The organism is Nonomuraea sp. GTA35, assembly GCF_041950525.1.
Lineage (GTDB): Bacteria > Actinomycetota > Actinomycetes > Streptosporangiales > Streptosporangiaceae > Nonomuraea.
In genome coordinates this window covers 942,416-954,917 of sequence record NZ_JBGNUV010000001.1, presented here as the reverse complement: position 1 = coordinate 954,917, position 12,502 = coordinate 942,416, and the positions used below count along the sequence as shown (strand labels likewise).

Genomic DNA, 12,502 nt, shown 5'->3' with positions numbered 1-12,502 from the left:
TGTTCAGGACGATCCGGCGGGGAAGGCGGCGCCGCGGTGCGCGGCGCCCGATGAGACGGCCTGATCAGGCGGCGATGCGCCTGCGGTCGACCTTGCCGGTGGAGGTCCGCGGGAGCGGGTGCTCGACCAGCCGGATGGCCGACGGGATGGCCGCCCGCGGCAGCCGGGTCGCGCAGTGCGCGCGCAGGCGCAGGCCCGACAGCCCGCTGCTCTGCGCCTTGCGGACGAAGGCGGTCAGCCGGACCTCTCCCCCGTCGCGTGCCGGCACGACGACGGCCTCGACGACGTCGTCGTGCTCCAGCAGGACGCGCTCGACCTGCTCGGGATTGACGCGGACGCCACGCACCTTGAGCTGGAAGTCGTCCCGGCCGACCAGGAACAGCCGCCCGTCGGGGTCGCGGCGGACCAGGTCGCCGGTGCGGAAGTAGGCGCGCCCGTCGGCGCCGGTGACGAACCGGGCGGCCGACGTGCCGGGATCCGCGCTCAGGTAACCGGTGGTCTGGAACGGCGTCCGGACCAGGAGCTCGGCGGCCCCCGCCCGCTGCGGGTCGGAGGAGTGCTCGAAGACGGCGACGACGCCGGGCAGCGGCTCGCCGATCGGCAGGGGGCCGGGCGCGGCGGCCTCGGCGGCGTCGAACTCGTGCCAGAAGCTGTCATTGGTCTCGGTGCAGCCGTACACGTTGTAGTAGCGGGCCTTCGGGAACCTCTCCGGCAGGGTGGCGCGGACCGGCGCCGGCGCGTGGTCCCCGGTGACGATGACGTGCCGTACGCGGGGGAACACCCCCTCGCCCAGCAACTGGTACAGCATGGGCACGCCCTGGACTACGGTCACCCGCGAGGCGGCGAAGAAGTCGCGGACGTGCCGCGGATTGGCGGCCACCGCGGGGTCGACCAGGGCGACGCAGCCGCCGTGCCGCAGCGTGGCCCAGATGTCGAGCAGGCACAGGTCGAAGTTGAGCGGCGCGTAGTTGAGCACCACCTCGCCGGGCCCGAGGCCGAAGGCGTCGCCGGCCCAGTCCGTGAAGCGGGTCACCGCGCCGGAGGAGAGCGGGACCAGTTTCGGCGTCCCGGTCGAGCCGGAGGTGGTCAGGACGAAGGCGGTGTGCGTGGCGGTGACGGGTGCGGGCTGGGGCAGCGGCGGGCCGTCGCAGCCGCCGGCGATGACCCGGGTGACGAGGTCCGGGTGTTCCGCGGCGTGCTCGGCGTCGGTGGCCAGCACCTGCGCGCAGCCGGCCCGCTCGCACAGCTCGCGGAGCGCGACCGGGCCCAGGTCGACCGGCGGGAGCAGCACCGGGCGGCCGGCGGCGAGGCAGCCGAGCACGAGCGCGATCGCCTGTGGCGACTTCTGGGCGAGCACCGCGACGGGGCCGGGGGAAAGGGTGGTCAGCTCCGCCTGGGCGTGCCCGGCGAGCGCGGCGAGCTCGCCGTAGCTGACCGTCCCGGTACGGGTCAGCAGCGCGGGCGCGGCGGGATCGGTCTTCGTCCGAGCGATGAATCCGGAAAGCAGGTCAGATGTCATGAAGGTCGCCCATCGGTAGTGGTGGATACCCACGAGCCTCTTCGATGGGCGACCTCGGAACCAGGGGGATCGGCGTCAGCTACGTGCCGGTGACCGGCAGCTTCCTGCCGTCAGGACCGCACGTCCTCCAGCTCCCGGGCCGGGGTGACCTCGCCCTCGGCGCGGGTGGCCAGGACGGATCCGGCCAGGATCAGCACGAAGGAGACGACGATCAGCGCGGTCAGCGGCTCCTGGAGGACGAGCACCCCGGCGGCGATCGCCACGGCCGGGTTCACGTACGTGGACACCAGCGCGCGCGACGGGCCGGCCTCCTTGATGAGCTCGACGTACACCACGAACGCCAGCCCCGTGCAGAGCACCCCCAGCCCGAGGAGCGCGACCAGCACCGCGCCGCTGGGCATGACGGTGGGCCAGGTCCAGGCGGCGGCGGGGGCGTAGACGAGCGCGGCGAAGGCGAGGCAGGCCGCGGTCAGCGGGATGGTGGGCACGTCCCGCAGGTAGCGGTCGGCGATCAGCGGGGCCAGCGCGTAGGCGAGCACGGTCAGCAGCACCTCGGTGATCGACCAGGCGTCCCCGCCGTCGAGGTGCGGCCCGGCGAGCACGGCGGTGCCGACCACGCCGAGCGCCAGCCCGGCCCAGCGGGCCCTGCCGAGCCGTTCCTCGCCGCCGGTCATCCGGGCCAGCAGCACGCCGAGTATGGGCGCGGCGGCGATCAGCAGGCCGGCGGTCGAGCTGGAGAGCTGCCGCTCGGCGTCGGACAGCAGCCACCAGGGCGCGAGGATCTCCAGGAAGGCGAACGCGATGACCGGCCGCCAGTGCCGCCGCAGCGTTCCCAGTTGCCCGCCGCGCAGCGCCAGGGGCAGGAGCATCGCTGCGCCGATGGCGGTGCGGGCGAAGACCAGCACGGGTACCGACACCTCGGCCACCGCGACCTTGATCAGCAGGTAGGGAATGCCCCACATGACAGAAATCAGGGCGAACAGCACCCAGCCACGGCGGCTCATATGCAACTCCTTCCGAAATTCGCCTCGGTGGCGAATTCCTGCGGGCAGGCACTTCTTTCGAGTACTAGCACGGCCGCCCGTTCCGGGTCTTCTTCCAGCGTGCTCACTTTCTTGCGGACAGCGCACTTGACTTTATTTGCGCAGAGCGGTCAGGATCGGCATTGCGCATGTATTGGCGGCCATCCGGAGGCAGTGTACGATCTGGCCCGTGGCCCCCGCCACACCACGTCGTGAAAAACGGAGGAATGCGCGATGGCCGACAAAACCCCGAATCCCGCGATGCGGCAGCTCGACGTTCTCGTCGGCACCTGGAAGGTGACGAACTTCGAGGACGGCAAGGAGACCGACCAGGGCACCGTCAGGTTCGAGTGGCTGGAAGGCGGCTTCTACCTGATCCAGCACGTCGAGCTGGGCGTCAGCAGGTCGGTGGAGTACATCGGCTACGACCCGGAGACCGGCACGCTCAAGTCGCACCTGTTCGGCCAGTCCCACGAGATCCTCAAGTACACCTGGGAGGTGAACGGCGACACCCTGACCATCTGGTACGGCGACCCGGGCTCGCCCGCCCGTTTCGTCGGCAAGTTCAACGAGGACCGCAGCTCCAACACCGGGGCCTGGGAATGGCCGGGTGGCGGCTTTCAGTCGACCATGGTCAAGGCCTAGCCCGTTTTTCCCGTCCGCTGCCGGCGCGCGGTGCCGGGCAACCGTCCGGCACCGCGCATTCTCAAAGATGCGTCCGCCTGCGCGCAGAGGTGATGCTGCGATTCGTGGACATCACACAGGTGATTAGAGAATTCGTGGTGACCGAGTATCTTCCGGATACTCCGCCCGACGAGCTCGAGGTCGACTACGACCTTTTCCGCAACGGGGTCGTCAACAGCCTCGATCTGCTGAGGCTCATTTCCTGGCTGAAGGATCATTTGGGCATCCCCGTCGACGAGCTCGACATCGTCCCGGAGAACTTCCGCACCGTGGCGGCCATCCGCGATTTCGTCGAGTCAGCCCTGCCGGCACCAGCAGAACGGACATTCAAATGATCATTCGCAAGATCTCCGAAGTGGAGCCGGTCGAGTGGGGGAACGGGCTCAGCCACCGCTTCCTGGTCGAGGACGACGGCATGGGGTACACGCTCACCGACACGACCGTCTGGGCCGGGACCAGCTCCCCCCTGGAGTACCGCAAGCACCTCGAGGCCTGCTACTGCATCAGCGGCACGGGCGCGGTGGTCGATGCCGACGGCCGCACGCACGACCTCGAGCCGGGCACCATGTACGCCCTCGACCAGAACGACCCGCACCACCTGATCGCGGCTCCCGGCGAGGACCTGCGCCTGATCTGCGTCTTCTCGCCCGCGCTGCGCGGCGACGAGCGCCACGCGCTCGACGAGGCCGCGTTCTCCTGCTACTGACGGATCTGATCTCGCATGTACGAGTGGAGCGAAGAGCACCGCGAGCTCAGAGCCGAGTTCGCGCACTGGTACGGGGCGCTGGCCGAGGGCCACCTCGAAGCCGACAGGGACGCCGGGCTCCCGATGCGCGCGTGGGAGCAGGTGCGCGCCTCGGGGCTGCTGCGGCTGCCGTTCCACGCCGAATGGGGCGGCCGCGGGCTCGACCTGCTCAGCACCATGTACGTCCTGGAGGGGCTGGGCGAGGGCTGCCGGGACGGGGGCCTGTGCTTCTCGATCTGCACCCAGATCGTCAGCGCCGGGATCCCGCTGCAGCGCTTCGGCAGCGCCGAGCTCAAGGCCCGCTACCTGCCGGGCATCTGCGACGGCGGCACGATCACCGCGCACGCGATCACCGACCCGCGCGGCGGGTCCGACGTGCTGGGCATGGGCATGACGGCCAAGCCCGACGGCGACCACTGGATCCTCGACGGGGACAAGGTCTTCGTGACCAACGGCCCGGTGGCCGATCTGATCGTGGTGTACGCGCTGACCGACGCGAGCCTGGGCCCGTTCGGCCTGACCGCGTTCCTGGTGGAGCGCGGCACCGAGGGGGTGCTGGCCGGCCCGGACGTGCCGAAGATGGGCCTGCGCACCTCGCCCCTCGGCGAGCTCTCCCTGCGCGGCTGCCGGATCCCGGCCGCGAACGTCCTGGGCCGGCCCGGCATGGGCTTCACGGTGCTGGACCACGTGATGCGGTGGGAGATCCTGTGCTCGTTCATCGTCCAGGTCGGCGCGATGCAGCACCGGCTGGACCGGTGCGTCGAGCACGCCACGCGGCGCCGCCAGTTCGGCCGCCCCATCGGCTCCTTCCAGATGATCGCCGACCAGATCGTGGACATGAAGATCGGGGTGGAGACCTCCCGGCGCTGGTTGTACGACGCGGCGGAGGGGTTCGTCCGCGGCCGGGACGTCACCACGGACATCGCGATCGCGAAGGTGCTGGCCAGCGAGGCGAACGTCAAGTCGGCGCTGTCCGCCGTGCAGATCTTCGGCGGGCGCGGCTACCTGACCGAGACCGGCCTGGAGAAGGACCTGCGGGACGCGGTCGGCGGCACCATCTACTCCGGCACCTCGGAGATGCAACGGATCCGCATCGCGCGGATGCTCGGCCTCAAGGAGTCACAGACATGACCGCTGACCTGGCCGCCACCGCGTTCCTGGACGCCGGCCACCCCGTGGTGCGGGACTTCGCCGCCCGCGCCGCCGCCGGCGCCGAGACCCCCGCCGACCAGGCGGTGCGGCTCTACTACGCGGTCCGGGACGACATCCTCTACGACGTCTACGACATCGACATGTCCCGCGACGGGCTGCGGGCCAGCACGATCATCTCCCGCGGCAGCGGCTTCTGCCTGCACAAGTCGATCGTGTACGCCGCGGCCGCCCGGTCGCTGGGCATCCCGGCCAGGCTGGTCTTCGCCGACGTGCGCAACCACCTGGCCTCCGGGCGGCTCAAGGAGCTCGTCGGCGGCGACGTGTTCCGCTTCCACGGCCTGGTCTCGATCCGGCTGGACGGCCGCTGGGTGAAGGCGACCCCGGTGTTCAACAAGGCTCTCTGCCGGCTGTACCGGCTCAGGCCGCTGGAGTTCGACGGCACGGCCGACAGCGTCTACCACCCGTTCGACGAGTCCGGGCGGCGGCACATGGAGTTCCTGCGATGGCACGGGGAGTTCGACGACTTCCCGTACGAGCTGGTCCTGGACGCGTTCAGGACGGCGCACCCGCGGCTGCTGGACGGCCACGACCAAACCGTGAAGGGCTCGCTGACAGCCGAGGCGAGTGCCCAGATCTCGATCGTGTGAGGTTCACCTTGAACGAACGCGTCAAGTACACCCTGTCCGAGGACGACATCCCCTACTCCTGGCTCAACATCGCCGCGGACTTCGGGGCCGCGGCGCCCATCCTGGACCCCGCGACGGGCGAGCCGGTCAGCCGGGCGGAGCTCGCCAGGTCGATGGCGGAGCCGCTGATCGAGCAGGAGCTCAGCACCGAGCCGGAGTTCGAGATCCCCGGCCCGGTCCGCGACATCTACCGGCAGTGGCGCCCGACCCCGATGTACCGGGCCCGCAGGCTGGAACGGGTGCTGGACACCCCGGCCCGCATCTACTACAAGTACGAGGGCGTCGCGCCGAGCGGCAGCCTCAAGCCCAACTCGGCGGTCCCGCAGGCGTACTACAACAAGCAGGCCGGCAGGACCGGCCTGGTCACGGAGACCGGCGCGGGCCAGTGGGGCACCGCGATCGCGTCGGCCGCCGCGATGTTCGGGATGACCGCGAAGGTGTTCATGGTCGGGGTCAGCTTCCGGCAGAAGCCGTACCGGCGGGCGCTGATGGAGTCCTACGGCGCCGTCTGCTCGGCCAGCCCCAGCCCGGAGACCGCGGCCGGGCGGGCCGTCCTGGCGGAGAACCCGGACCATCCGGGCAGCCTGGGCATCGCCAAGTCCGAGGCGATGGAGGTGGCCTGGGCCAACCCCGAGCTGGGCTACACCCGCGGCAGCTCGCTGAACCACGTGTGCGCGCACCAGACCGTCATCGGCCAGGAGGCGATCGCCCAGATGGCGCTCGCCGACGACTACCCCGACATCGTGGTCGGCCCGTGCGGCGGCGGCAGCACGCTGGCCGGGATGTGCTTCCCGTTCCTGCGGGACAAGCTTCGCACCGGCCGCGACATCCGGCTCATCGCCGCGGAGCCGGTCGCCTGCCCCACCCTGACCCGGGGCCGGATCGCCTACGACCACTCCGACGCGGCGCGGCTCACCCCGCTGTCGCGGATGCACACGCTGGGCCACAAGTTCGTGCCGCCGCCGGTGCACGCCGGCGGGCTGCGGGCGCACGACAGCTCGCCGCTGATCAGCAGGGCCGTCGAGAACGGGCTGATGGAGGCGGTCGCGCTGCGGCAGGTCGCGGTCTTCGAGGCGGGGATCATGTTCGCCCGCGCGGAGGGCATCCTGCCCGCTCCCGAGTCCAGCCACGCGGTCAGGGCGGCCATCGACGAGGCGCTGCGGTGCCGCGAGGAGGGGCGCTCCAAGGCGATCCTCATCGCGCTGTCCGGGCACGGGCACTTCGACCTGGCGGCGTACGAGAAGTACCTGAACGGCACGCTGCCCGACGACGAGCCCGGCGAGGAGGTGTTCCAGCAGGGGCTGGCGAGCATCCCGCAGCTCGCGGCGGTCGCCGGCGGGGCGTGAGAGCCGGTGTGGGCGGCTCCCCCGCCCACACCATTGTCCGCCCGCGAGCGGGGCCGGCCGGGCTCTGGCCGATCAAGTTTCGCTCAAGTATCTTTGCGATCAGGTTGACCGTGTCCCGCCAGACGGCTTCGAGGAGACCGTTCCATGCGCGTGGTCATCGCCGGCGCCGGCATCGCCGGGTTGACCGCGGCCCTGAGCCTGCACGCCGCCGGCATCACCGACGTGACCGTTCACGAGGCGGTGGCGGAGCTCCACCCGCTCGGGGTCGGCATCAACATCCTCCCGCACGCCATCCGCGAGCTCATCGAGCTCGGCCTGGCCGACCGGCTCGCCGCGATCGGCGTGGCGACCGCGGACCTGACCTTCCTCACCTCGCGCGGGCAGCGCATCTGGTCGGAGCCTCGCGGGCTGGCCGCGGGCTACCGGTGGCCGCAGTACTCGATCCACCGGGGGCGGCTGCAGATGATGCTGCTGGAGGCCGTACGCGAGCGCCTCGGCCCCGGCGCGGTGGTGCTGGGCTCCCCCGTCACCGGCCTCGACCACGACGCGGACCTGCTCGTCGGCGCCGACGGCATCCGCTCCACCGTCAGGCAGGCGCTCTTCCCCGGCGAGGGCGAGCCGCTGCCGGGCGGCGACGTGTTGTGGCGCGGCACCACGTACGCCAGGCCGTTCATGACCGGCAGGTCCATGCTCATGGTCGGCGACAGCGCGCAGAAGCTCGTCATCTACCCCATCGCGCCGCCCGAGGACGACGGCACCCAGCTCGTCAACTGGGCCATCCAGCGCGCGGCGCGCGTCGAGGGCGTGCCCCGCGGCGACTGGAACCGGCCCGTCGGCGTGGAGAAGGTGCTGCCCCACGTGGAGGGCTGGCACTGCGACGAGCTGGACGTGCGCGCGCTGATCGCGAACGCGCACCAGGTCCTGGAGTATCCGCTCGTCGACCGCGACCCGCTGCCGTACTGGTCCACGGACAGGGTGACGCTGGTGGGCGACGCCGCGCACCCGATGTACCCGACCGGCTCCAACGGCGGCACCCAGGCCGTCATCGACGCGCGGGTGCTGGCGTACGCGCTGGCGAACGGCCTGGGCCTGGAGTTCTACGAGGAGCAGCGCCGGCCGGTCACCAGCAACGTCGTGCTGGCCAACCGCGGTGACGGGCCCGAGGTCATCCTGCGGCTGACGCACGAGCGGGCGCCGCACGGGTTCGGCGACATCGAGGACGTCATGCCGCTGGCCGAGCGCGAGGAGATCGCGCTGCGCTACAAGAAGCTGGCCGGGTTCGAGCCGGCCACGCTCAACGCGCGCCGGAGCTGGTCGGTGCACCCTCGGCGGCCCTGAAGCCCCGCCGGCGTCTCCTCGCCGTCGCGGTGCTGGTCACAGGGCCAGTCCGACGACGGCGCAGTTGATGAACAGGGCGAGAGTGGACAGGGCGGTCCGGATGCGGTTCCAGGTGCCCCAGCGCCGCCGCGGGTCCCGCTCGGCGAAGTCCTCGGGGAGGTTGTCCGGGTCCAGGTCCCGCACCCACCGGTTGACCGGCACGTTCTGGGTCAGCGAGATCGCGATCGTGCCCAGGCAGAGCGCGGCGGCCACCAGGTACGACACGCGGGCGACCGGGCTCACGGCGAGCAGGCCGAGAGCCAGGTCCCCCAGCGTCGTGATCAGCAGGCAGGCGGGCATGAACGGGTCGTAGCGGGTGGAGAAGAACGCGTGCGCGTGCACGTAGCGATCCGGTGGCAGGCTGGCCAGCAGCGGCCAGCCGCCGAGCTGGGTGCCCAGCAGCACCCCGGCGGCCAGGCCGTTGGCCAGTAGGACGAGCGAGACGACGATCTCCAGCACGGGCCCTCCAGTCAGCCGGCCACCTGTCGATTCCGCCTGGCGGTTTCCATCAGCTCCGCGCCGCGGCGGCTTCCACCTTCTCCTTGATCAGTCGCATCTGGACGGGCGTGTTGCGGTTGAGGCGCTCCTGCATGGTGGCGTCGTCGACCGGCGCCTCCGCCTTCATCTCGAAGTCCTGCACCCAGCGCATGCGCACGCCGCCGTCCTCCTGCAGGTACTCCCAGTAGATCCACATGTACTTGAACGGCCCGGTCTCCACCCGCTGCGAGCGCACGGTGCGGGTGGCCTCGTCGGGCCGCCGCGCCGACACCCAGCTCCACACCTTGCCGTTCTCGTCGGGGTGCAGCGCGAGCCGGAAGAGGATCGTGCCGTCACGATCCGAAATGATCTTGGCTTCCGAGTACTCGCTGAACAGCTCGGGCCAGGACTCGATGTCGTTGGTCATGTCCCAGACGAGCTGCATCGGCGCGGCGATGACGATCTCGTTGTCGGTGTGCCCGGCCATGTCACGCCCCCGCCTTCGCCGTCAGCAAGTTGTTGATGTACGCGACGGCCTTGGCGGGCGTCGGCATGTCCAGCACGGCGTCGTCGCTGATCTGGACGCCGTAGCGGCGTTCCACCTGGCTGCACAGCTCCAGCAGGGCCAGGGAGTCGTAGCCGAGGTCGCCGAAGCCCGTCTCCGCGATGTCGCCGTCGAGGTCCGCCTGGTCGGTGTCCCCCATCTGGCGCAGGATCGCCCGCAGCTCGTTCAGGTCGAAGGCGCTCATGGTTCGTCTCTCCATTCCGTGTCCTTGTCCGTGCCGGAGTCCGGCGGCCGGGACCGTCCCAGGTTCGTGCATGCGTCTGAAGGGTTTCTCGAGCCGCGCTCGACGCCTCATGCCAGGACCACGGCGACGGCGTTCGCCGTCACCCCGAGCAGCGCGAGCGTGGTGCGCAGCAGGTGCCAGCGCCGCCACAGCGGCCTGGGGTCCCGCCAGTCGGGCGGCACCTCGTCCGGGTCGAGGGACTTGACCACCCGGTTGATCGGGACGTTGCAGAAGTGCGAGACCACCGACACGCCCAGCAGCAGCACGGCGCCCGCGGCGAAGAGCAGGCCGGGCCCGGCCCTCGTCAGGAGGGCCAGCGCGATGTCGAGGGCCATCGAGGTGAGCACGATGATCGGCATGGTGGGGTCCCAGCGCCGGCCGACGAGCTGGTGGGTGTAGACGTAGCGGTCGGCCGGCATGGCGAACAGCGCGGGCAGCACGCTCAGCGCCACCGCGAACAGCACCCCTGCCACCACGCCGCTGCCCACCAGCGCCGCCACGGCCAGCAGGTCCGTCACCCTCACGGCCCGCCCGCCGCGCTCTCGCCACCCGCCCGCGTCCCGGTACCCGCCGCGGAGTCGCCGCCGCCCGGGCGGGCCTCGGCGACGATGGCCGCGTCGTCGTCGCCGTGCCCCGCCGCCAGCACGGCGGCGTACGCGTCGAGGGCACGGGTGGTCAGCGGCAGCTCGGCCCCGTGCGCCAGCCCCTCCTGACTGGCCAGGCTGAGATCCTTGTGCATGAGCGTGGCGCGGAAGGCCGCGGGCCGGTACGTCCGCCCCCGCATGAACTGCGCGCGGAAGGACAGCACGGGCGAGCGCCAGCCGCTGTGGTCGAAGACGTCCAGCAGCACGCTGCGATCGATGCCCATCGCCTCGACGAACCTCACCGCCTCGGCCAGCCCGAGGATCTGCACGCCCAGCATCAGGTTGAACGCCAGCTTCAGCGCGCTGGCGTTCCCCGTCGGCCCGAGATGGCGGACCTCCTGCCCGATGGCGTCGAGCACCTCGCGCACCTCCTCCACCACCGGCTCCTCCCCGGCGGCGAAGACCCGCAGCGCGCCCGTGGCGGCCATCGCGGGGTTGCCCAGCACGCACGCCTCCACGCGCCGCACCCCCGCCTCGGCCAGTCGCTTGGCGGCGTGCACGGCGAACGTGGGCGTGACCGTCGAGGTGTCCACGACGATCGTGCCCGGCCGCAGCCGCCCGTCGAGCTCGCCGAACAGCACCTGCTCCACGGCGGCCTCGTCGGCGAGGCTGAGCAGCACCACCTCGGCGCCGGACACCGCCTCCGCCGCCGAGGCGGCGACCGTGGCGCCCGCCTTCCCCACCGGCACGGCCTTGTCCGGGCTGCGGTTGTACACGGTGACGCTCGCGCCGGCGTCGAGCAGGGCGCAGGCCATCCCGGCGCCCATGCCGCCCAGCCCGAGCACGGCGATCGGCTTCGGCTGCACGGTCACCGCTCCGCGGGGTGGGTCTGCACGGACAGCTGCGAGATGCAACGCATCGTGGCGTCGCGGAAGTACCGGCCGAACCCGGCCGCGTCGCTGGTGTCCCGCTGCTCCTGCAGGTAGGGGGCGAGCTTCTCCTCGATCAGGTGCACGCCGCGCTGCGCGGCCATGTGGCGGGCGATGGCGGCGAACTCGCCCTCGTAGTGGATGACGCGCACCATCACGTCGTCCTTGATGAAGACGGCCGTGCCGAGCAGCCGGCCGGCCGCAGCGCCGTCGTCACCGGTGAACACGGGGGTGTCCACCCGCTGGAAGCCGGCGAAGATGTCGGCGATCTCGTCCTCGTGGCCGGGCTTGACTCGATAGGTGATGGCCGCGAACGGCATGGCGTCCTCCTTCTCTCACCCGAAGGCCACTTTGGCGATCAGGTCGAGCTGGTCCACATCGGGCGTGCAGGGAATCAGCATGAGCTCGTCGCATCCGGCGGCGGCGTAGCCGTCGATGGTCTCGCGCAGCCGGGAGTCGTCGGCGATCACGCTGTCGGCCAGGAAGCGGGCCTTCTGGCCGGTGTAGGCGTAGTAGTCGAGCAGGTAGCGGGCGCCGGCCCGCTTGCGTTCCGCGCCGGGCGCGACGTAGGCGAGGGCGCCCAGTCTCGGCGTGTCCGTCCGGCCCGCGGCCGTCCAGGCCCGCCGCACCTCTTCTGCGACCTCGGCGTAGCGGTGCAGCGGGGTGCTGCCGGAGATCCACCCGATGCCGTAGGTGGCGGCCCTCGTCAGCGCGGCGGCCGAGTTGCCGCCGACCCACACCGGGATGTGCCCGCGCTGCGGGCGGGGGCCGATGCCGGGGAGCGCGCCCTGGCCCGACCACACGCGTCTCATCTCGTCCAGCAGCTCGTCGAGGCGCCGCCCGCGCCCGCCGTACGGCACGCCGGTCGCGGTGAAGTCGTCCTCGCGCCCGCCGGCGGCGACGCCCACGACCAGCCGGCCGTTCGCCAGCCTGTCCACGCTGGCCAGTTGCTTGGCCAGGAGCGCCGCGCTCGGGCGGTAGCCGGCGAGCAGGATCGTGGGGGCCAGGGTGATGCGCTCGGTCACGGCGGCGGCGGCCGCGAGCGTCACCACGGGGTCGTAGCTGTCGTAGACCAGCCGGTCGAGCACGGCCAGCGTGCTGAAGCCGAGCCGGTCGGCCCTGCGGGCGAACTCGGCCAGCTCCCGGCCGTCCGCCCCGGGGACGGTGCTCGGCAGGCCGACTCCGATGTCCAT

The 12,502-nt window shown here is 71.6% G+C and carries 16 protein-coding genes; 7 read left to right on the top strand and 9 right to left on the bottom strand.

Features of this window, described 5'->3' with window-relative positions:
* Window positions 1–64: 64 nt before the first annotated feature.
* Complete coding sequence (locus ACBJ32_RS04290) at window positions 65–1,519, bottom strand: AMP-binding protein (RefSeq protein ID WP_375125502.1); 1,455 nt, start codon at window positions 1,517–1,519, stop codon at window positions 65–67.
* Window positions 1,520–1,629: 110 nt separating this feature from the next.
* On the bottom strand, window positions 1,630–2,523 hold the full coding sequence (locus ACBJ32_RS04285) for a DMT family transporter (RefSeq protein ID WP_375125501.1): 894 nt from the start codon (window positions 2,521–2,523) through the stop codon (window positions 1,630–1,632).
* 252 nt (window positions 2,524–2,775) lie between these two features.
* Here ACBJ32_RS04285 and ACBJ32_RS04280 point away from each other — a divergent pair, with 252 nt between their 5' ends.
* The 7 genes from ACBJ32_RS04280 (at window position 2,776) to ACBJ32_RS04250 (ending at window position 8,492) form a co-directional block, all read left to right on the top strand.
* Window positions 2,776–3,186, top strand: coding sequence for a hypothetical protein (locus ACBJ32_RS04280; RefSeq protein ID WP_375125500.1), 411 nt, complete (start codon window positions 2,776–2,778; stop codon window positions 3,184–3,186).
* A gap of 104 nt (window positions 3,187–3,290) precedes the next feature.
* A complete protein-coding gene (locus ACBJ32_RS04275; RefSeq protein WP_375125499.1) occupies window positions 3,291–3,560 on the top strand; it encodes an acyl carrier protein in 270 nt (89 codons plus the stop codon).
* Entirely contained in the window at window positions 3,557–3,931 is a 375-nt protein-coding gene (locus ACBJ32_RS04270; RefSeq protein ID WP_357878477.1) for an ectoine synthase, read from the top strand. Before ACBJ32_RS04275 ends, ACBJ32_RS04270 begins: the two co-directional genes overlap by 4 nt.
* A 15-nt stretch (window positions 3,932–3,946) precedes the next feature.
* Entirely contained in the window at window positions 3,947–5,101 is a 1,155-nt protein-coding gene (locus ACBJ32_RS04265) for an acyl-CoA dehydrogenase family protein (protein WP_375125498.1), read from the top strand.
* Entirely contained in the window at window positions 5,098–5,769 is a 672-nt protein-coding gene (locus ACBJ32_RS04260; protein ID WP_375125497.1) for a transglutaminase family protein, read from the top strand. The genes ACBJ32_RS04265 and ACBJ32_RS04260 overlap by 4 nt, the downstream gene beginning before the upstream one ends.
* 8 nt (window positions 5,770–5,777) lie before the next feature.
* Window positions 5,778–7,154 (top strand): TrpB-like pyridoxal phosphate-dependent enzyme, encoded by a 1,377-nt coding sequence (locus ACBJ32_RS04255; protein ID WP_375125496.1) that lies wholly within the window; start codon window positions 5,778–5,780, stop codon window positions 7,152–7,154.
* 144 nt (window positions 7,155–7,298) lie between these two features.
* Window positions 7,299–8,492 carry a flavin-dependent oxidoreductase gene (locus tag ACBJ32_RS04250; protein WP_375125495.1) on the top strand — a complete coding sequence of 398 codons (1,194 nt, stop codon included), beginning with the start codon at window positions 7,299–7,301 and terminating at the stop codon, window positions 8,490–8,492.
* Window positions 8,493–8,528: 36 nt separating this feature from the next.
* Here ACBJ32_RS04250 and ACBJ32_RS04245 read toward each other — a convergent pair whose 3' ends face one another.
* From ACBJ32_RS04245 to ACBJ32_RS04215, 7 genes are all read right to left on the bottom strand, one after another.
* Window positions 8,529–8,990: a DUF1772 domain-containing protein gene (locus tag ACBJ32_RS04245; protein WP_357878493.1), complete on the bottom strand. Its 462-nt coding sequence runs from the start codon at window positions 8,988–8,990 to the stop codon at window positions 8,529–8,531.
* Between the two features lie 49 nt (window positions 8,991–9,039).
* The gene (locus tag ACBJ32_RS04240; protein ID WP_357878497.1) at window positions 9,040–9,495 is read right to left on the bottom strand and encodes an SRPBCC family protein; all 456 of its coding nucleotides are present in this window, start codon (window positions 9,493–9,495) and stop codon (window positions 9,040–9,042) included.
* Between the two features lies 1 nt (window position 9,496).
* A complete protein-coding gene (locus tag ACBJ32_RS04235) occupies window positions 9,497–9,772 on the bottom strand; it encodes an acyl carrier protein (protein ID WP_357878500.1) in 276 nt (91 codons plus the stop codon).
* 92 nt (window positions 9,773–9,864) lie between these two features.
* Window positions 9,865–10,320 (bottom strand): DUF1772 domain-containing protein, encoded by a 456-nt coding sequence (locus ACBJ32_RS04230; RefSeq protein WP_375125494.1) that lies wholly within the window; start codon window positions 10,318–10,320, stop codon window positions 9,865–9,867.
* Window positions 10,317–11,252 (bottom strand): NAD(P)-dependent oxidoreductase, encoded by a 936-nt coding sequence (locus ACBJ32_RS04225; RefSeq protein ID WP_375125493.1) that lies wholly within the window; start codon window positions 11,250–11,252, stop codon window positions 10,317–10,319. Before ACBJ32_RS04225 ends, ACBJ32_RS04230 begins: the two co-directional genes overlap by 4 nt.
* Window positions 11,249–11,629, bottom strand: a complete 381-nt coding sequence (locus tag ACBJ32_RS04220; protein ID WP_357878509.1) for a SchA/CurD-like domain-containing protein — start codon at window positions 11,627–11,629, stop codon at window positions 11,249–11,251. Before ACBJ32_RS04220 ends, ACBJ32_RS04225 begins: the two co-directional genes overlap by 4 nt.
* Window positions 11,630–11,644: 15 nt before the next feature.
* Window positions 11,645–12,502 (bottom strand): LLM class flavin-dependent oxidoreductase, encoded by an 858-nt coding sequence (locus tag ACBJ32_RS04215; RefSeq protein ID WP_375125492.1) that lies wholly within the window; start codon window positions 12,500–12,502, stop codon window positions 11,645–11,647.

Coding starts and splice junctions, on each gene's coding strand:
- ACBJ32_RS04290 (WP_375125502.1), bottom strand. CDS start 1,519: ATGACATCTGACCTGCTTTCCGGATTCATCGCTCGGACGAAGACCGAT.
- ACBJ32_RS04285 (WP_375125501.1), bottom strand. CDS start 2,523: ATGAGCCGCCGTGGCTGGGTGCTGTTCGCCCTGATTTCTGTCATGTGG.
- ACBJ32_RS04280 (WP_375125500.1), top strand. CDS start 2,776: ATGGCCGACAAAACCCCGAATCCCGCGATGCGGCAGCTCGACGTTCTC.
- ACBJ32_RS04270 (WP_357878477.1), top strand. CDS start 3,557: ATGATCATTCGCAAGATCTCCGAAGTGGAGCCGGTCGAGTGGGGGAAC.
- ACBJ32_RS04265 (WP_375125498.1), top strand. CDS start 3,947: ATGTACGAGTGGAGCGAAGAGCACCGCGAGCTCAGAGCCGAGTTCGCG.
- ACBJ32_RS04260 (WP_375125497.1), top strand. CDS start 5,098: ATGACCGCTGACCTGGCCGCCACCGCGTTCCTGGACGCCGGCCACCCC.
- ACBJ32_RS04250 (WP_375125495.1), top strand. CDS start 7,299: ATGCGCGTGGTCATCGCCGGCGCCGGCATCGCCGGGTTGACCGCGGCC.
- ACBJ32_RS04240 (WP_357878497.1), bottom strand. CDS start 9,495: ATGGCCGGGCACACCGACAACGAGATCGTCATCGCCGCGCCGATGCAG.
- ACBJ32_RS04235 (WP_357878500.1), bottom strand. CDS start 9,772: ATGGAGAGACGAACCATGAGCGCCTTCGACCTGAACGAGCTGCGGGCG.
- ACBJ32_RS04220 (WP_357878509.1), bottom strand. CDS start 11,629: ATGCCGTTCGCGGCCATCACCTATCGAGTCAAGCCCGGCCACGAGGAC.
- ACBJ32_RS04215 (WP_375125492.1), bottom strand. CDS start 12,502: ATGGACATCGGAGTCGGCCTGCCGAGCACCGTCCCCGGGGCGGACGGC.